The organism is Flavobacterium cryophilum (assembly GCF_048286555.1).
GTDB lineage: Bacteria > Bacteroidota > Bacteroidia > Flavobacteriales > Flavobacteriaceae > Flavobacterium.
Map to the genome: position 1 here is coordinate 232170 of NZ_JBLVPZ010000003.1, position 19274 is coordinate 251443.

The following is a 19274-nucleotide window of genomic DNA, read 5'->3' on the forward strand; positions in this document are numbered from 1 at the left end:
CAGTAACTTAAGTGTTTTTACTAAAAGTTAAACTTCCTATTAATTATAACGATAAATACAATTTACACTTGTAATTTTGGTTTTTGAATTTATTTTATTTACATTTGTAAATAGTTAATTTTATTATTTATTTACAATGTTAAACATAGAGGATTTTATAAAAAGATTAGAAATTATACTGGATTACTACAGTTTAAATGCTTCATCTTTTGCGGATAAAATTAGCGTACAGCGTTCTAGTTTGTCCCACCTACTTTCAGGAAGAAACAAACCTAGCTTGGATTTTATTCTTAAAATAGTAGAGGTTTTTCCCGATGTAGATTTGTACTGGATTTTGAATGGAAAAGGAATCTTTCCAAAAAATTCGGAACAATTTGATAAAAAAGAAAACAGCGGCGCGCCCGTTGTCAGACAAAATAGTATACCTCCGTCTGCTACCGAAACGATTTCTGGAAATTTATTTTCGGAAATAAAAATCCCAAATACAATTCCTGAATTGGAAAGTAAAAAAATTGAAAATCAAAATAGCATCCACGAACCGTATTCCAGCGAAATTGATAAGATTGTAATTTTTTATAAAAATGGAACTTTTAAAAGTTATTTACCTGATTAAAAAATAATCCAATTTCAGATTGTTAAATTGGAGTTGATCAAAATAAAAATTTTAAAAGGGAATTTTATGGTCACCTGAAGCTGTATTCCATTCTTTGCTCTAGAAGTACCACTTTATTACCTGCAATTGCAGTTTCTACCCTATTTAACTTTTGTTAAAATGAGTATCCTTTTTCCTGAATTTTACCTTTTACTCCTATAAAATGTTTCTTTAAAACAGTCATATCACTTTCGATATCGCCAGTGGGCAAAATCGGATTTCCGATATTCACTTCTTTTCTTCCAAAATCAAATGTGACAGGAATTATAGGAACTTTTGCTTTCAAAGCAATATAATAAAATCCGGTTTTTAATTCCGTAACTTTTTTACGGGTTCCCTCAGGAGCAACAGCCAAACGAAAAATTTCTTTTCTTTTAAAAATAGCCGCAATAGAATCGACTTTGTTCAAACCTCCTGAACGATCTAATGGTTCTCCGCCCATATATTTAAAATAAAATCCGAACGGAAAGCGGAATAATTCCTTTTTGCCAACCCAATTCATTTCTAATCCTGTTATTCCTCTGATAAAAATTCCCAAGTAAAAATCATGCGCACTCGTGTGAGGCATCACCATCATGACACATTTTTTGACATCTGCATTTATTGTCCCAACTATTTTCCAACCCATGAGCCTGAAAAATATCCATTTATAAAATTGTTTTTTCATTCTTTATTATTTCATACAAAATAAATAATTTATATCTTATTTTTGAATAAAACTGCTCTAATGATTAAAAAAATATTCAGTTATTTAATTCCGATTAAAATTTATGAAACAAAATCTTCTTTGAGCAAATCGATTGAAGTAACTTGGGCAAATGGCGAATTAGTTCTAGATTCTGAAAATTCTAATTATTCTTATGGCAGTTTACAACGCATTTTAAGATTAGGGTTAAAAAACATTGGTTATGAAAAAATAGTTCCAATGAATCATATTTTAGTTTTGGGAGTTGCCGGCGGAAGCGTTATCAAGACATTAGTTCATGAAATAAAATACAAAGGAAAAATTACTGGAGTTGAAATTGATCCAGAAATTATTAAGATAGCCAATACCTATTTTAAATTAGATGAAGTTAAAAATCTTGAAATTGTTATTGAGGATGCCTTTGAATTTGTATTAAAAACTAAAACTAAATACGATTTAATTATTATTGATGTTTTTCAAGATACAACAATGCCTAATTTTCTTTTTGAAACTTTTTTTATTAATCGAATTTGCTCCCTTTTAAAAAGTCATGGTTTTATTCTTTTCAATACAATGCTGTTGAACAAAAGCCAAAATTTAAGAAATAAAAAATACGTCTCTGAATTTTACAAAAATCAATTTCAAATAAAAACCATTCCTAGAGTTGAAGTTCATAACGAGTTGATTCTAATCGAAAAATTGAATTAAATAACACTCCGGAAAAGTTCTTTTTGAAGATTTACAATCCAATCGTATCAAGCAACGCAATTATTTTGTACTCTTACCTAGCGTTATTTAATACTTGTGATGGAATGAAAAAAATTTTAAAAAAACTGCTTCTAGGGAAAACATCAAAGGGTTTTCAACCAAAATTTAATCCCATTCAAAAACGAATACAAAATATTCAATCCATTTGGAATAATGATCATCAGGAAGACAATGGAATTGAAAAAATAGTGCGTTTGATCCTTGCTTCCTCCCAATTACTTTTCCCAGGGATCTACATTAAATATTGGGCCAGTAAAAAAGGAGTTGAATATCAGGATTTAGCATTGGATTTCTATGTTTTACTTAAAGTGATTTTTCCAATATTTATTTTAATAAACCATTGGCAAAGCCATGAATGGATCATTTGGATTCTTATTTATGTTTTTTTGGAAACTGTTTTTTACATTCCAACATTGATTTTTGCTTCTGATTTATTTTCAAAACCACGTTCTTACAAAAGATCTATGCTGTTGCTTTTTTTTAATTATTTAGAAATTGCATTTGCTTACGCCGTTTTTTATTCAATTGACCGTTACATGAACAAACCTTTCTTTCATTGGTTTGATGCAGTTTACTTTAGTATAGTAACTTCCTCATCTATTGGTTACGGTGATTATTATCCTATTACCACAATCGGGAAATTTCTAGTAACTACTCAAGCATTATTGTTTTTGTTTTTTATTGTGCTTTTCTTAAACTTTTTTTCCACTAAAGTAAAAACTAAAGGCTACTTTGATCATGAAAATCCGGAATAAATTACAGCATTTTTCGCGCTTTTGCTAAATCTTCCGCGGTGTCAATTCCGATTCCAACATGTGTGGTCTCAACCATCTTGATTCGTTTTCCAAATTCCAGGTAACGTAATTGTTCTAGTTTTTCGGATGCTTCCAACGATTGCATCGGTAAACTGTAAAAATCCAATAAAGCTTGTTTTCTAAATGCGTAAATCCCGATGTGCTGCATGTACCGAACGCCCACATTTTTCTCTCTTGGATATGGAATTACCGAACGCGAAAAGTACAATGCAAATCTATTTTGGTCCACCACTACTTTTACATTGTTCGGATTATGAATGTCGTCTTCATAAGTGATTTCACGCATCAAGGAAGCCAAATCTACTTTTTTGTCCACATCATTTCTGAAAACTTCAATGATTTTTGCCAAAGGTTCCGCATCAATAAAAGGCTCGTCTCCCTGCACATTAATCACAATATCAACGTCCAGATTTTCGACTGCTTCTGCAATTCGATCACTTCCTGATTCGTGTTCTTTGATGCTTTTTATGGCTTTTCCATTGTGAGAAACGATTTCGTTATAAATTAAATCCGAATCCGTTACCACAAAAACATCATCAAATAATTGCGTGTTTACAGCGGCTTCATAAGTTCTTAAAATGACCGTCTTACCTCCCAAATCCTGCATCAGTTTAGCTGGAAATCGTGTCGAAGCGTAACGGGCGGGAATAACTGCTATTATTTTCATTTTTATACGGAATTGCTAAAGCGCTAAGGTAGTATGATTTTTTTATTTTGCTAATAAATGCGTTTGGTCTTCGTTCATTGATTCCAAAATCAATTCTTTTTTTATTTTTATTTGTAAAAAAAATCCGTAAAAACTAAATATGATCCCAAAACTGTGACTATTTTAAATGTCACTAAAATGCACAAAATAAAAAATAATTAATAAAGTACATACTTTCAAAAAATAGTTCTTTTTATCAATAATCAATGCTACCTTGCCTGAAAACCATACGAATTAATGAATTTAAAATTACTTTCAAGTATATCAAAAACACTACTGTCTAATTATCAGGTCTTAATCCTTTTTACCAGCACAAATCTAAAATAGAGAACAGAAAAATGTGGCTGACTAAATGCTTAAGTCCAGATTTAATTGTAAAAAAAATATCCTGTTTTAATTAAACAAACTTTTTATCAACATTTAATACCTGAAAAATCTCGATTTTCACTATTATATGTTTTAAAAAACTGTTGCATGATATTGCTATTTTTTGTTTTATTTTCGAAATAGAAATTATCATTTTATCTTGTTTCTATTATCTTAAAAATAAATACTTTGATTTACAAGTAAAAGTAGTCGTGACGTTAAAAAGATAAATTACCCCCAAATTACATGCCCATGCCCCCAATTAATGCCATAATTATTACGAAAGAAAAAGACACTTTACAAATCATAAAAAAATTTGAACAAGAAAACTTTATGATTCTTAAAATAGTAAACGAAACTACCTCAATAGTTGATGGAATTAATAGTATACAATTGCAAAAACCAGATCTCGTGTTATTGGATATTTCCTTTAAAGAAGATACTTTTTTTACAATGCTGGATAAATTAGAACTGAGTATTCCTAAATTGGTTTTCATTTCTGATAATAAACAAGATGCTGCTAAAGCATTTAAACAAAACGCGATTGATTTTATTTTAAAACCCGTCGATTTTAATTCGTTAATTTTAGCCGTATACAAAGTAATCAAAACAGCTAAAATGGAGCTATCTTATCAAAATCAAAAAATTAATGCCATACAAGTTATTAACTCCTTAAAACAGTCAAACGATTATGTGGCCATTTCCTCCTTAGATAAAATTGAACTCATTCCAATGGCGGATATTATTTACTGCCAAGCTGAAGGAAGGTATACTGTTTTTTTTCTGCTAAACGGCAGGAAAATTATGTCAAGTAAAAATTTAGGCGAATACAATGCGGTTCTCGATCGTAACTATTTTTTTAGAATTCACCACTCATATATCGTCAATCTGCGTCACATTGTGAAAATTTCGAAAAAAGAAGGTTATTTCTGCGAATTCCCTAATGGTATACTTCTGGCCGTGGCCAAAAGACGCCAAGAGGATTTTAACAAATTTATTAAACTCACAGAATAACATTTACAAATTAAAATAGTAGCCCTAATTTTATAGTATTAATGCTACATATTTCACTTATCTTTGCACTTAAAAGCTAAAACCATGAAAAACGAATTAGAACCAAAATTCGAAAGTGTCATGATTATTGATGATAATCCCATCGAACGTTATTGTTCCTCTCGAGTAATTCTTCATAATAATTTCGGGAAAAAAGTCGTAGAATTTTCACTTGCAAACGGAGCGCTAGCTTATTTAAAAGAAAATCAGGAAAACAATAGCCAGTTGCCTGAGATAATTTTTATAGATTTATACATGCCCCATTTTTCGGGTTTTGAATTTCTAGAAGCTTACGACAAACTGCCGTTAATTGTGAAAAATAAATCTAAAGTATTTATTGTTTCAAACACGATTGATGATCTCGATATTGCCCGGGCTTGTAAAGATCCAAATGTGGTTTCTTTTCAACAAAAACCCATTACAAAGGAATTCCTGGATCGAATTATACCCGAAAAATTTTCTTTTTGAACCGTTTTTGAAACTACGGAATGGAATAAAAAATTGCTGAAATATGGTCTTTTTCAAATGTTTAAGTTATTAAAAATCAAGATTTATTGTAGTTGAATTTAACTTTTTTACTGTTTTTTTAAAACTTTAAAAAACAAAGATACGATACAATTCAAATTTTAAATATTCGTTACCAATATGCTCGCTCTTGGTTCACTTTGTACCTACGGCTTTCTCTTTTTTATTTTTTATTGTATAGATATAAAACAGTTACATTTATTCCATAACTGGTCGTCAATTTACATTTGTATTGAGTGATCAACTTTACTTGTTTTTCCAAACTTTTGGCTGCAGTCCAATTACTGACCTAAGAACAGTACTAAATCTAGTTTCGGCCTAATTTTAAACTTAATTATTCTCTTAAAATTAAGAAAAGTGTATATTTGTAAATTACTTTTTTACTTGAATTTACTGCTACTTTGTTTTTCTGAAAGTATAACATTGATTATAAATATAGTAACGAAATACGTGCAGAAAAATAATGTTATTGAATTTAATAAATTATCGTTGCGAGTATCACTGCACCTGATATCCTAATGAACTTGATTGATTTGAGTTGGTGATTTGAGCGCGCTGAGCACTTATATAAAAAAATATCCTATGGACTTAAAGAGGTTTGAGATCAAGAAAAATATTCAAAAAACCGATGATGAAAATTTGTCGTTTCGTGTTTTTGACCTCGGTATTAAAAGTACTGAAGATTATTTGCAGCCACATAAAAAAGATCATTTTTGTATTATTCTTGTCGAATCTGGAAATATTAAAGTACATATCGAAGACAAAATATATTTATTGAAATCAGGTAATATATCTATTATATTTCCGGATCAAATCCACTTTTTTTCAAATCTGAGTACTGATTTGGTTGGCAAAATTATATTATTTGAAGAAGTTTTGTTTTGTTCGGATATATTGAAAAATGAACTCAGTGCTTATAATGTTAATCTATCGGTACACCTTAATAACACTGCACTTTCTGACCCAGAATTTAAAAAGGTCCTTCCGATTATAAAGAACATACAAGATATTTACAACGCCCCAAGCCTTGTTAAAAAAGAACAGGCCCGTTTTTATATCAAAATTTTTCTTTTAGGACTTATAGAATCAATACACGGCCAACATCCTGTTTTGCATCACGACACACAAGGGCCAAACCAACATATTTATATTGCTTTTAAAAAACTTTTGAACCACCAATATAAAAGTGAGCGCAGCGTACAATATTATGCATTTAAACTGTCAATTAGCACTAAAAAGCTCAATGCCCTGACTAAAAAATATTCGGGCGAAACCGCAATAAATGCAATCCATAACCGCATTCTTATTGAAATTAAAAGACAACTATTGTTTTCTGATCACTCTCATAAAGAAATCGCATTTGATCTTGGGTTTAGTTCCCCATCTGCGCTTAATAAATTCGTAAGAGCAAAATTAAAAGAAACTCCAACCGATCTTCAAAACGGGTTGGCGCAAATTTATACCGCATAGTCTTGTTTATATAACATCCCTCCCTCCCTACTGATATATCTTTGCATCAGTAAATGATACTATTCAAATATATACAAACTGCTATTTCAAAATAGCGATAATAGGATACTAATTTCGTTTGATTCTACATATGAATCGAAAACATAAATGTATCCTATAATAAGCAGTTACTGCAAAAAATAGCACTCAAAATTACCCAATCGTATTGCTGTAATAATTTGACTGATATAATCAGCGTATGGCCTTATTTAAAAATAAAAAAATATGAACACGAATACATTGACAAACAATAATCTGCTTGCTATTTTAGAGGAAAATAGACAATTAGTAAATCAAATGGATCCCCAACAGATAAAGGTTTTGGTTCACGAAATTAAAGTAGCCAAACGAATTTTTGTTATGGCGGCTGGAAGAAGCGGACTTGCATTAAAAATGGCGGCCATGCGGTTCATGCATTTAGGATATACTGTATTCATCGTAGGAGAAACAAATACACCTGCTATTCTAAAAGGAGATTTGCTACTATTAGCGTCAGGTTCGGGAACTACTTCCTCAGTACTGTCATCAGCGGAGAAAGCTAAGAGTCAACAAGCTACCGTTATCGCTATTACTGCTGATGCAGAAAGCAAATTAGCAAAATTGGCAGACAGTATCATACTAATAAATGCTGCGACAAAAACAGACTTCGGTGTTTCCGTCTCTAAGCAATATGCAGGCAGCCTTTTTGAACAATTTACATTATTTATCCTAGAAGGTGTTTTTATGACCTTATGGCAAGAATCAGGTTTGACTAAAGAAGCGCTATGGCCCAAACACGCCAACCTGGAATAACGATTTTTTTTAATATTATTAATTTTTTTTATACATTTGAACATGACAAAATTACAAGTCGCAATTGATTTACTTACTACAGAAGCAGCATTAGAACTAGCTCACAAAGTAGCACCTTACGTAGATATTATAGAATTAGGTACACCGTTAATCAAATCGGAAGGCCTTAAAGTGGTAACGGCAATGAAAGCCGCTTTTCCTGACAAATTAATTTTTGCAGACATGAAAATTGCCGATACTGGTTTCCTAGAGGCAGAGATCGCATTTATGGCAGGTGCAGATCTGGTAACAGTTATGGGTGCTGTAGATAATGCTACCATAAAAGGAGCTGTAGAAGCTGCAAAAAAACATGGTAAAAAGGTAGTAGTTGATACTATTGGAGTACAAAATAGAGTAAAAAGAGCTCAAGAAGTAACTGCTTTTGGAGTTGCTTTTGTAGAGTTACATGCTGGTCTTGACGAACAAACATTAGCAGGATACTCTGTACAAACACTTATAAGCGAAGGAAGACTGGCAAAAGTTCCCTATTCTGTTGCAGGTGGCGTGAACATCGAAACAATAAAAGATGTTGTAGCCGCTGGTGCACATGTAGCTGTTGCAGGTGGTGCCATATATGGCGCTGAAGACCCCGCTGCTGCTGCTAAAGCATTGAAGGAAGCTATAAATAGCGTAACCGTAGCGTAATTGATGAATTAAGGCTGGAATTTATTTGTAAATTCCAGCCTTTTTTTGTATTAATAAATTTAGAACTAATTATGAAAACATTCGATTTTGGTATAGTTGGCCTAGGGGTAATGGGTCGGAATCTGCTCTTAAATATGGCCGACCAAAAACATGCTGTTGCAGGCTTGGATTTGGATACAGAAAAAGTTTTATCCCTGACGCAGGAAGCAAATTCCCTACACCAAATTAAGGCCACAACAGAGGTAAAAGAGTTTGTAGAACTTCTTAAACAACCTAGGGCTATTATGGTATTAGTACCTGCAGGTAAGCCTGTGGATACTGTCATTCAAAACCTACTGCCCTACTTAGATAAAGGAGACATTCTTATCGACGGTGGAAATACCTACTTTACGGATACCGAGCGCAGGTTTACAGAATTATCTGCCAAAGGGATCCACTTTTTTGGAATGGGTATCTCCGGTGGCGAAAAAGGAGCCCGATTTGGTCCGAGCCTTATGCCCGGCGGTAATAAAGAAGCTTATGAAAGGTTACGACCTATTTTTGAATCCATCGCAGCCAAAGTAGATGGGGAACCTTGTGTAGAATATTTAGGCAATGGATCTGCAGGTAACTACGTAAAAATGGCTCATAACGGAATTGAATACGGTATTATGCAGCTTATTTCAGAAGTATACGATCTTATGAAACGAGGGTACGGACTAGACGATACTACAATTCAAAAAGTATTTGAAGACTGGAATGACACCGAGCTTCAATCCTACTTGATTGAAATTACAGGACATATTTTAAAGAAAAAAGATACCGACGGCCAAAAGCTAATAAATGTAATATCCGATTGGGCAAAATCTAAAGGGACCGGAAAATGGACTTCCCAAAATGCCATGGACTTAGAAGTACCGCTTCCTACTATAGACGCTGCCGTTTCAATGCGTAATATGTCTAAAAATAAGCTGGAAAGAATTCAAGCTTCCGCGAAATTAGTTTGGGATGCAGAACAAAGTAACACTGACCTGCCTTCCACTATAGAAGCACTTAAAGGAGCTTTACATTTTTCTATATTAATTACCTATGCCCAAGGATTAGCATTATTAACCAAAGCTTCACAAGAGTATAACTATGACCTGAACCTTGAGACAATAGCTAAAATTTGGCGCGGCGGATGTATTATTCGTTCTGTAGTACTTGAAGATTTCAGACAGGCTTATGCCAAGAATGGTGAATTGAAAAACATACTGCTCGATGATACTATCGCCAAGATGATAAACGAGAATCAATCCAGTATAAGGACTACGGTGCAATTTGCAGTTCAAAAAGGGATACCTGTTGCCGGATTAATGAATTCCTTAGCCTATTTTGATGCTTACCGATCCGAAAAACTTCCTACCAATCTTATACAAGCGCAGCGTGACTACTTCGGGGCACATACTTATGAGCGCATTGATACTAACGGTATATTCCACACAGAGTGGAATGACTAAATTTTAAATGGAATAAAATGAATAATCTCGATACTATAAGGCCAACCATCATTCTTGTTTTTGGGGCAACGGGCGACTTAGCAAAAAGAAAGCTTTTTCCGGCCTTTTATAATCTCTACCTTGATGGTCGCATGCCGGAAAAGTTTAAAATCTTAGCGCTAGGAAGAGCAGAGAGAAGCGATGTATTATATAGAAACCATGTAAGGGAGAACCTGACTGCGTTTTCCAGAAATAAAATAGTTTCAACAGAAGCCTATCAGCAATTTGCTTCTCATATCACCTATTTGCAAAATGATATAGATCAAGAAGAATCATATCAGCTACTGAAACAAAAGTTAGACGCTATAGATTTGTCTTTTGGGGAACGTGCCAACAGACTTTTTTACTTGTCAATAGCGCCATCTTTCATTGAAACAATTACAAACAATATCAAGAAAATGGATCTCGCTGCTAATCCTGCACAGGACCGTATTATTATTGAAAAACCTTTTGGATACAATAAAAGTTCTGCAGTGCTGCTAAATGAGCTATTGTCACAAACTTTTAAAGAGGAACAGATATACCGAATAGACCATTATTTGGGCAAAGAAACAGTGCAAAACATCCTAGCGTTCCGCTTTGGAAATTCGATGTTTGAGCCGCTCTGGAACCGTAACTTCATTGATTCTGTCCAAATTACTGTTGCTGAAGAAGTTGGGGTTGAAGACCGTGGCGGTTTTTATGAAGATGCCGGAGCATTAAGGGATATGATACAAAACCACCTGATGCAAATTTTAACCATGGTAGCGATGGAAGCTCCCAACTCATTACAGGCAGATGAGATTAGAAACCGTAAAGCTGACGTTTTAAAAGCAATACGCCGCATAACTCCCGAAGAAGTAAAACATTACACGGTGCGGGGTCAGTATGATAAGGGATCGATAAAAGGGAAACCAGTACCTGGATATTTGCAAGAAAAGGGAGTTGGGGCCAATTCTAATACAGAAACATTTGTAGCTATGAAATTTTACCTTGATAACTGGCGTTGGCAGGGTGTTCCCTTTTACGTTCGAACGGGTAAAAGAATGCAAGAAAAACAATCCTCTATCGTAATACAGTTTAAGCCCGTACCCCATTCTACTTTTTCTTATGGAAAAGAAGGGATGATGCCAAACCGCTTAATTATAAATATTCAGCCTGCAATGGATATTCGGTTACAGTTTATGACAAAAAAACCTGGCCTGTCCCTTTCGCTGAAACCTGCAGAGATGGTTTTTGATTATTTTTCATGCTCTACACAATCACCTGAAGCTTATGAAACATTATTATTGGATGCTTTGCTGGGAGACCCTACATTATTCATGCGTTCAGATCAGGTTGAAGAAGCATGGGATGTAGTAACAACCATTCAGGAAGCTTGGGAAAACGATACGTTTTCAAGTTTATATAAATATGAAGCCGGGGGCTGGGGTCCTGAAGAAGCAAATGAATTACTGGGCCGCCAGGGACATGAATGGGCATCAAACACACTTAATGACGTAGAATTAGAAAAAAAAGAAGTAGCAGATGGTAAGTATCTTTAATACTAAAGAAGAAATAACAGCCCACGCAGCCAATATGTTTGTAGCTGCGGCACAAAATGCAATACAGAAACGGGGTCGCTTTTTGGTAGCGATTACCGGCGGTTCATCGCCTGTATTAATTTACAAGCTTTTGGCAACACCCCAATACAAGGACAAAATAGATTGGGAAAATGTTTTTGTTTTTTGGGGTGACGAACGCTGGGTGGCGCTTGATGATGCACGCAGTAACGCGAAAATGTCATTCGAGCACCTGCTAAATCATGTTGGCATACCAAAAAGCAACGTATTTCCAATGTATAAGGAAGGTTTTTCACCGGAGGAATATGCTTTGGAATATGAAAAATTGATTAAAAGTTTTACAGGAGCAAATGGACAATTTGACCTTATTTTATTAGGAATGGGAGATGATGGCCATACCGCATCACTTTTTCCAGGTGAAGTGGTATTGCATGAAAATGATAAATGGGTATCGGCTTATTATCTCGAGTCGCAAAGTCTGTATCGAATAACCCTAACTGCGTCTTTCATTAATAGAGCGAAGGAAATTGTGGTAATAACTTTCGGAGAAAGTAAAGCCCATGCATTAAACGAAGTTTTATATGGCGATTATAATCCCGAAAAATACCCCATGCAACTAATTAAACCTTTAGATGGAAAATTGTTGTTCTTGACCGATCAGGCTGCGATAAATAAGTAAAAATAATTTGGATATACAAACAAAAGCTGCACATTTAGTTGAACTACGTTTTTGTAATTAACTTAATTGTTAAATTCTTCTGCAATCGTACCATTCAAGGTAGAATATCTTCTTTTTTTATTGTGTCAAAAATGCGGTGGGTTTTAAGATTTCCAGTTTTATTTGTTCTTTAAAAGTCAGTTTGTTTGCATAAATCAATTTCGTTTTTGCTAATTTAAAAGAGCGCTCTGCGACAGCCTTATCTTAATAATGCGCTCTAAGCTCATATCACTATTTTTTTTATTAAAACCCACAGACATTTACAAACTTTGTTAGTCTGCTGAACACCTCTTTCGGAATGAAAAATAAAACATCGTTCAAACTCCTTGAACTCTTTCCGCCATTTATACAAACGACCGTTGACGGTAAACAATAAATCTAAAGTATTTATTGTTTTAAAGATCTGTCTATTGCCCGTGTTTGCAGGGATCCAAATGTGGTTTCCTATCAACAAAAACAGATTACAAAAGAATTTCTAGATTGAATTATACCTAAATAATTTTAATTTTCTGTTTTTAAAAATGGGATTTAAAGGCCTTTTGTAACTTCTTAAAGGCCAACAAATAAAATAAAACGCAGCAACAACACTTTTATTAAAAAGTCTAAATTATTGAAAATTCAAGACGTTTTAGTTAAAATTAAATTTTTAATGTTTTTTAATAGCGTTAAAAAATAAGTAAATACTAAAATTCATGCTCTTAACAGTTTTTATCTAAAATAGTTTCGATACCTCTTTTTTCACTTATGACTCCGTAAGTAACAGTTGTTACTTCGCATTTTACAAATAAAAACTTACTAAATATCTTTGCAGAGTAATTAGCACAGCTGCATTTACGAAACATATTATTTAAACTGATTAAGGATTAGGGCAAAACCTGCACTTGCTTCTTAATTTTAACCCCCAAATTATTTTACAATGAAAAAAATTACACTTTTAACTGCAATCCTAATGATTGCATTTACTACTAAGGTTGTCGCTCAGTCCACAGCTACGACTACGGCAGCAACTAGCGCAAGAGTGATTAAGCCAATTACAATTACAAAAGTTGTAGACATGAATTTCGGAAATTTAGTAGCGACTGTAGCTGGTGGGGCTATTGCTCTTTCTACTTCAGGGGCGCGTACTGGTGATGCTGCAATCCTACTAGGAACACAAAACGGAACTGTGAAAGCCGCTTCATTCACAGTTACTGGAGAAACTGATTTCACCTATGCAATTACTTTACCGCCTGCTTCGTTTAATGTAAGTAACTCTGACACTACCCCTGCAACAATGTCCGTTGGAACATTTGTTAGCAGTCCGAGTACCACAGGTGCATTAGCATTGGGAACACAAACTCTGATAGTTGGAGCAACAATTACCCTGGTTGCAAATCAGGCATCTGGTAATTATACCAATGGTACTGCATTGGCTATTACTGTAAATTACAACTAGTAATCTTAAAAAAAAGGTTGTTCCAAAAATGGAACAACCTTTTTTTTAGTTTTTTACTATTGTTGCTTTTCCTAGCAAAACCCAAGGCGGAATCAATGAAACAAGGACTCCATGAAAGAGAAAATTTTACTGCTGTTACTTTTTTTTTTACCCTTTGTCAGTTATTTAATGGCGCAGGTTCCTATCTCCATTTCGAAAAACACAGACATGAATTTTGGTACAATAGCGGCTTCCTCCGTTGGTGGTACAGTGGTATTATCTGCTTCAGGATCAAGATTTGCTACAGGCGGGATAATGCTGCCCTCGATTAATGGAACTGTTAGCGCGGCGCAATTTACCGTAACTGGTGATCCTGGTTATACTTATGCAATTACGTTACCTACTGATTTTACACTTTATGAATCCGGAGTTGGTCCTGCAACCATGACTGTTAACGCTTTTACCAGAACACCTTCTGCAACCGGTACTTTAAATTTAACAACCGGTACAGAAACTGTTCTTGTTGGCGCAACGCTACATGTTTCAGGTGCTCAAACCGCAGGTTCCTATACCAATGCCGCCGGTTTTGAAGTGACTGTACAATATAATTAGTCGTACGGGAATATATTATCATTTTATCCCCTTTAAATACTAAAATTAAAAACTAAAATAACAAATGAATTCCGATGAAAGAGAAAATTATACTGCTATTGTTGTTACCCTTTGCCGGTCCGTTAATGGCGCAAGGGGATTTGATGATTTTTCCAAAACGCATCGCCTTTGACGGCATCCAAAACAGGACACAAAATATTAACCTGTCCAATATCGGGAAAGACACCGCCACTTATAAACTGTCGTACAGCGAGATAAAAATGGATCAGGACGGCAAATTTATTTCTGTTGAAGAGCCAGAAACCGACCAGCGTTTTGCGTCTCCATATTTGCGGTTTTATCCTCGCATCGTTACTCTTGCTCCCAATGAATCGCAAACCGTAAAAATACAGCTGATCAAAACCAATGAACTGCAACAAGGGGAATACCGTTCCCATCTTTATTTCCGTGCCGTGCCTAAAACCAAGGTTTTGGAGAAAGAAGAATCCGCCCATAAGCCTGAAGGCCTGAGCATCAGTATAACGCCTGTTTTTGGAATTTCGATTGCTAATGTCATTACCATAGGAGAATCTACCACAACGGTGACACTTTCTAATTTGGCAGTGCAACAGTCCGAAGAGGGAATTGCGCTTTCCCTATATTTTAATCGAACCGGTAATACGTCCTGTTATGGCGACATACAGGTCAACCATATTTCATCCGATGGAATTACCACCAGCGCAGCCACCGTAAAAGGTTTTGCCGTGTACGCTCCGGGAAATTTACGCAGAACCAAAATAAAACTCAATACCACCCCGAACATAGATTACACCAAAGGCCAGCTTCAGGTCATTTATTCCACACAAGACAAAGGCATGAAATATGCTGAAGTCACCCTCCGTTTATAACACTCTAAAATACATAACCCATGTATTCCTTTAAGGTACGTTTATTTATTTTACTGCCCACAATAGCTGTTCTTGGAATGAATTACTTAATTGCTACCACCTGTTTTAATGAAGACCGCATGTTGCATGTTAGAAAATATAATGGGTAAGCGTATCCAAAAAAAACATATTCCACTTAGCAAATGGACTTCTTTTTTCGGATTGTTTACGCACAAGTCCGGCACTCTTTTATGTCTATTCATTATCCTACTAGCAAGTTTGCATTCTTCTGTCAGCGCACAAGAACTTGACTGTGATGAAGTGCTGGTGTCGCTTCAGGTGAAATACATTGGCAGTACCGAGCTGCCTACAATTATCTGTGGCGAGGAAGCGTATCTTTCGGTACCCGATGTTTTTGATTTTTTAAAGATTAAGAATACCACTAATGCTACTTACAGCACGATAGAAGGTTTTTTCATCAATCAGAAGAACAACTTCAAAATAAATGAAATTATTAACCAAATTACGTACAAAGAGCAGGTGATCCGTCTAAAACCGGGCGATTTGATCCGAACTCCAACCAATTTGTTCCTGAAAGCTTCCTATTTCATGCAAATATTTGGGCTAGAAAATAATTTTAGCTTTAGGAGTTTATCCGTTGAAATGGTCTCAAAACTCGAACTTCCCGCCATTAGAGAAGCCCGATTGCTAGCAATGCGCGATAACATCAACAAAATGAAAATGGAATTTAAAGCGGATACAACTATCGTACTTGACAAACCGATACTTCATTTTGGAACCGCAAATTGGGCTGTTAATACCATACAACAATCCGAAGGAAGTCATTCAGAACGATTACTCCTTAATTTAGGCGGCATTGTAGCTGGAGGTGAATTGACTACTTCGCTAAATTACACTAGCGACCAACCCATAGTGGCCAAAAACCAATTTTATCGATGGCGCTATGTGAACAATGAAAACAAATATATTAAGCAGTTCACTTTAGGAAAATTTTCAGCTTCTTCCAAAGCGACAATTTTGTTTCCCATTATCGGAGCTCAGATCACGAATGCCTCTACCCAAATCAGAAAATCTTTTGGTACGTATATCTTGAGCGATCATACCCAAGCCAATTGGACGGTGGAACTCTACATCAACAATGTATTAATCGATTATCTCCAGGCAGATGCCAACGGTTTCTTTTCGTTCAACGTTCCTTTAATGTACGGTCGTACCGAAGTTGCGCTACGGTATTATGGACCTTGGGGCGAAGAGCAGTTTTTTAGCAATCAATTCTTAGTTCCCGCTCTTTTTCTTCCAAAAAAGGAGGTAGAATACACGATTAGTTCCGGGATTATTGAGGATAGTAAAGGCAGTATTTTTACCAGTGCAAAAGTAAATTATGGGCTTTCTAATCACGTCACTTTGGGTGGTGGACTGGAATACATTTCCTCTTTAGAATCGAATAAAAGCATCCCGTTTTTGAATTCTTCCTTTCGACTCTCGTCTCAATTATTTCTTACGGCAAGCTACTATTCAAAAGTGCTGTATGATCTCAATTTGAATTATACCACACCCAAAAACCTTCGTTTTGACTTTGATTATAGCAAATACGATAAGAACCAACAAGCCGTTCGATTCAATTATTCCGAAATGCGGAAAGCAAGTATTTCCATGCCGCATCACAGTTCTTTTTTTTCGGGAACTTCCCGATTTACCATTCAACAAAACCTATTTAGTACTACTAAATTTACCACTTCTGAATTTCTACTCTCGGGAAATTCATTTGGATTTAATTTTAATTTTACGACCAATGCCTTTTTTACCAAAAATCAAAAACCATTGGTCTACAGCAATATTTCTACATCATTCCAACTTCCTAAAAGATTTGTCCTTGTTCCCCAATTGCGCTATGGATATGATGCCAATGCCATGACGACATTGCAAACACAATTGAGAAAGCCAATTTTTAAAAAAGGCTATATTCAAGCCTCCTTAGATTATAATTTTAAGAATCAAAACAGTAGTGTTCAAATTAGTTTTACACATAATTTCAATCATATCAATACTGGATTTTCAAGTATTTTTTATAAAAATAGTGCTTCTTTTTCGCAATCTGCCAGCGCAAGCTTAATCTTTGAACCCCAAGCTGATTTTGTACGTTTTAATAACCGAATAAGTGTGGGCAGAGCGAGTGTAAAATTCGTTCCGTTTTTAGACATCAATGGAAATGGAAAAAAAGAGGCTAAAGAATCTCTGGTAAAAGGAGTTCAGATCATAGTAATGGGTGGTGACCGTCAGCTGGTTAATCCCGATGGCACCACCATTATAACCGGATTAGAACCCTATATTAAAAATTATGTAGAACTTAATACCGACAAAGTTAATTCTATTGCTTGGCGCATAAATAACAAAACTTTAAATTGTACACTAAATCCCAATCAATTAAAAATAATTGAAATTCCGGTTGTGGTTGTGGGAGAAGTTTCCGGAATGGTGTATCGAAAAGAAAATAATCAACTTCTGGGAACTGGAGGCCTAAAAGTCGCTATTTATGATTTACACGGTACATTAATCGCCAGTATTCTTTCGGAACCCGATGGTTATTTTAGTTATTTGGGTTTAAAATCGGGCAGGTATTCAGCAAAAATAGATTCGCTGCAATTGCAAAAATTACAAATGAAGGCAGAACCAGCTAACGTATTTTTTGAAATTAACAACGGAGTAGATGGAGCCATTGTGGACAATATTGAATTTATGTTGGATAAGGTAAAAACTGAAAAATCAGATGAAACTATTTCGTTTAATAATCCAAGTGAAACAGTAGTTCTTGCAGTTTCTGAAATAGTGACTGATCAAATAGAATATGGCAAAGAAGTCATTTATAGCGTGCAACTGCTGTCCTCTAAAATACAACTTCCGTTAAATCATCCTTGGTTCAAAAACAAGAACGAAATGGTTGAATATGAACATCGCGGTGTTTACAAATATATTTGGGGCTCTAGCACCTCACGCAGTGAAGCCAACAAAATTAAAAATAAATTACGTTCGGAAGGCTATCTCGATGCTTTTGTAGTTCCTTTTTATGACCACAAAAGGATTAGCAGGCAAGAAGCCAAAGCAATTGATAAAAGGAACGCCGCTATTCAACTAGCAGCCACATCTCGAAAAATACAACCCGGGATCTCCCCCCCCAACACTTCCATTAGTGATGCAAGTATTGAAGAACAATATGGAGGCACTCTGGAAGAGGGATTAATTTTTAAGACTCAGCTTTTAGCTTCCAAAAAGAAAGTGGTACTATCTGATTCTTTTTTCAAAGGTTTGAAGGACGTTAAAGAATACCTGCATAAGGGATTGTACAAATATACTATTGGCACAAATAAATCGATGGCCGAAGCAAACAAGAATAAAAACAAGCTGCGTTCCAATGGATTCTTTGGTGCTTTTGTCGTACCTTTTAATGACAATAAAAGGATAGATGCCCAAGAAATCACAACAATTATTAAAAAGAAGTTGATTGTTCCGTTAGTAACTGTTCCTCAAGAATTACAGTCTGAGATTTCAATCCCATACGCGCCCATTATCACTGGAAGTGTGCCAGAACAGTATCAAAGCGGTTCAGAAGAAGGATTAATTTTCAAGACCCAACTTTTGGCTTCAAAAAAGAAATTAGCATTAACTGATCCAATTTTTAAAGGTTTGAAAGGCATCAAAGAGTACCTGCATAAAAAATTATATAAATACACTGTGGGGATCAGTAAATCGCTAAAGAAAGCAAACAAAATTAAAAACAAACTGCGTTCCCAAGGGTTCTTCGGGACTTTTGTAGTGCCTTTTTATCACAATAAGAGGACAAGCTTACAAGAAGCCGAAGCAATCAATAAAAAGAATGCTGCTGATCTGTTGGAAGCCGCTTTTCAAAAATCACAATTAGACCAAGCCAATTCCAGTGCTTCCGTCACTGATGCTAGTATAGAAGACCAATATGAAAATAGCCCTGAAGACGGATTGGTTTTCGAGAATTAGATTTTAGCTTCAAAAAAGAAAA

17 protein-coding genes are annotated in these 19274 nt (G+C 35.0%); 15 read left to right on the plus strand and 2 right to left on the minus strand.

All coding sequences use genetic code 11. The annotated features are described in order from the left end of the window. Positions 1-136: 136 nt before the first annotated feature. Complete coding sequence (locus tag ACNQGJ_RS07770; protein ID WP_417971736.1) at positions 137-613, plus strand: helix-turn-helix domain-containing protein; 477 nt, start codon at positions 137-139, stop codon at positions 611-613. Between the two features lie 154 nt (positions 614-767). Here the strand turns inward: ACNQGJ_RS07770 and ACNQGJ_RS07775 are convergent, their stop codons facing one another. Beyond that, positions 768-1319 carry a 1-acyl-sn-glycerol-3-phosphate acyltransferase gene (locus ACNQGJ_RS07775; protein ID WP_417971738.1) on the minus strand — a complete coding sequence of 184 codons (552 nt, stop codon included), beginning with the start codon at positions 1317-1319 and terminating at the stop codon, positions 768-770. Between the two features lie 60 nt (positions 1320-1379). Between ACNQGJ_RS07775 and ACNQGJ_RS07780 the strand changes: the two genes are divergently transcribed. Together ACNQGJ_RS07780 and ACNQGJ_RS07785 are read left to right on the plus strand one after the other, a co-directional pair. Continuing rightward, positions 1380-2045, plus strand: coding sequence for a spermidine synthase (locus tag ACNQGJ_RS07780; protein ID WP_417971740.1), 666 nt, complete (start codon positions 1380-1382; stop codon positions 2043-2045). Positions 2046-2149: 104 nt separating this feature from the next. Continuing rightward, positions 2150-2860: a potassium channel family protein gene (locus ACNQGJ_RS07785; protein ID WP_417971742.1), complete on the plus strand. Its 711-nt coding sequence runs from the start codon at positions 2150-2152 to the stop codon at positions 2858-2860. 1 nt (position 2861) lies between these two features. Here the strand turns inward: ACNQGJ_RS07785 and kdsB are convergent, their stop codons facing one another. Next, on the minus strand, positions 2862-3587 hold the full coding sequence (gene kdsB, locus ACNQGJ_RS07790; RefSeq protein ID WP_417971744.1) for a 3-deoxy-manno-octulosonate cytidylyltransferase: 726 nt from the start codon (positions 3585-3587) through the stop codon (positions 2862-2864). A 657-nt stretch (positions 3588-4244) separates the two neighbouring features. Between kdsB and ACNQGJ_RS07795 the strand changes: the two genes are divergently transcribed. The 12 genes from ACNQGJ_RS07795 to ACNQGJ_RS07850 all read left to right on the plus strand — a co-directional run bounded on the left by ACNQGJ_RS07795 (position 4245) and on the right by ACNQGJ_RS07850 (position 19252). After that, positions 4245-5006 (plus strand): LytR/AlgR family response regulator transcription factor, encoded by a 762-nt coding sequence (locus tag ACNQGJ_RS07795; protein ID WP_417971746.1) that lies wholly within the window; start codon positions 4245-4247, stop codon positions 5004-5006. An 84-nt stretch (positions 5007-5090) separates the two neighbouring features. Next, positions 5091-5513 carry a response regulator gene (locus ACNQGJ_RS07800; protein WP_417971748.1) on the plus strand — a complete coding sequence of 141 codons (423 nt, stop codon included), beginning with the start codon at positions 5091-5093 and terminating at the stop codon, positions 5511-5513. Positions 5514-6257: 744 nt separating this feature from the next. Then, a complete protein-coding gene (locus tag ACNQGJ_RS07805; protein WP_417971750.1) occupies positions 6258-7040 on the plus strand; it encodes an AraC family transcriptional regulator in 783 nt (260 codons plus the stop codon). A gap of 264 nt (positions 7041-7304) precedes the next feature. Continuing rightward, positions 7305-7871, plus strand: coding sequence for a 6-phospho-3-hexuloisomerase (gene hxlB / locus ACNQGJ_RS07810; RefSeq protein ID WP_417971752.1), 567 nt, complete (start codon positions 7305-7307; stop codon positions 7869-7871). 42 nt (positions 7872-7913) lie between these two features. Next, positions 7914-8555 (plus strand): 3-hexulose-6-phosphate synthase, encoded by a 642-nt coding sequence (hxlA, locus tag ACNQGJ_RS07815; RefSeq protein ID WP_417971754.1) that lies wholly within the window; start codon positions 7914-7916, stop codon positions 8553-8555. A 71-nt stretch (positions 8556-8626) separates the two neighbouring features. After that, complete coding sequence (gene gndA / locus ACNQGJ_RS07820; protein ID WP_417971756.1) at positions 8627-10033, plus strand: NADP-dependent phosphogluconate dehydrogenase; 1407 nt, start codon at positions 8627-8629, stop codon at positions 10031-10033. 17 nt (positions 10034-10050) lie between these two features. Next, positions 10051-11595 (plus strand): glucose-6-phosphate dehydrogenase, encoded by a 1545-nt coding sequence (gene zwf, locus ACNQGJ_RS07825; protein WP_417971758.1) that lies wholly within the window; start codon positions 10051-10053, stop codon positions 11593-11595. After that, positions 11579-12292, plus strand: coding sequence for a 6-phosphogluconolactonase (gene pgl / locus ACNQGJ_RS07830; RefSeq protein WP_417971760.1), 714 nt, complete (start codon positions 11579-11581; stop codon positions 12290-12292). Before zwf ends, pgl begins: the two co-directional genes overlap by 17 nt. 955 nt (positions 12293-13247) lie before the next feature. Then, a complete protein-coding gene (locus tag ACNQGJ_RS07835) occupies positions 13248-13766 on the plus strand; it encodes a DUF4402 domain-containing protein (RefSeq protein WP_417971762.1) in 519 nt (172 codons plus the stop codon). Positions 13767-13877: 111 nt separating this feature from the next. Beyond that, a complete protein-coding gene (locus ACNQGJ_RS07840; RefSeq protein ID WP_417971764.1) occupies positions 13878-14357 on the plus strand; it encodes a DUF4402 domain-containing protein in 480 nt (159 codons plus the stop codon). 74 nt (positions 14358-14431) lie between these two features. Next, the gene (locus ACNQGJ_RS07845) at positions 14432-15244 is read left to right on the plus strand and encodes a fimbrial biogenesis chaperone (protein WP_417971766.1); all 813 of its coding nucleotides are present in this window, start codon (positions 14432-14434) and stop codon (positions 15242-15244) included. A 141-nt stretch (positions 15245-15385) separates the two neighbouring features. After that, positions 15386-19252: a fimbria/pilus outer membrane usher protein gene (locus tag ACNQGJ_RS07850; RefSeq protein WP_417971768.1), complete on the plus strand. Its 3867-nt coding sequence runs from the start codon at positions 15386-15388 to the stop codon at positions 19250-19252. The last annotated feature ends 22 nt before the right edge of the window (positions 19253-19274 follow it).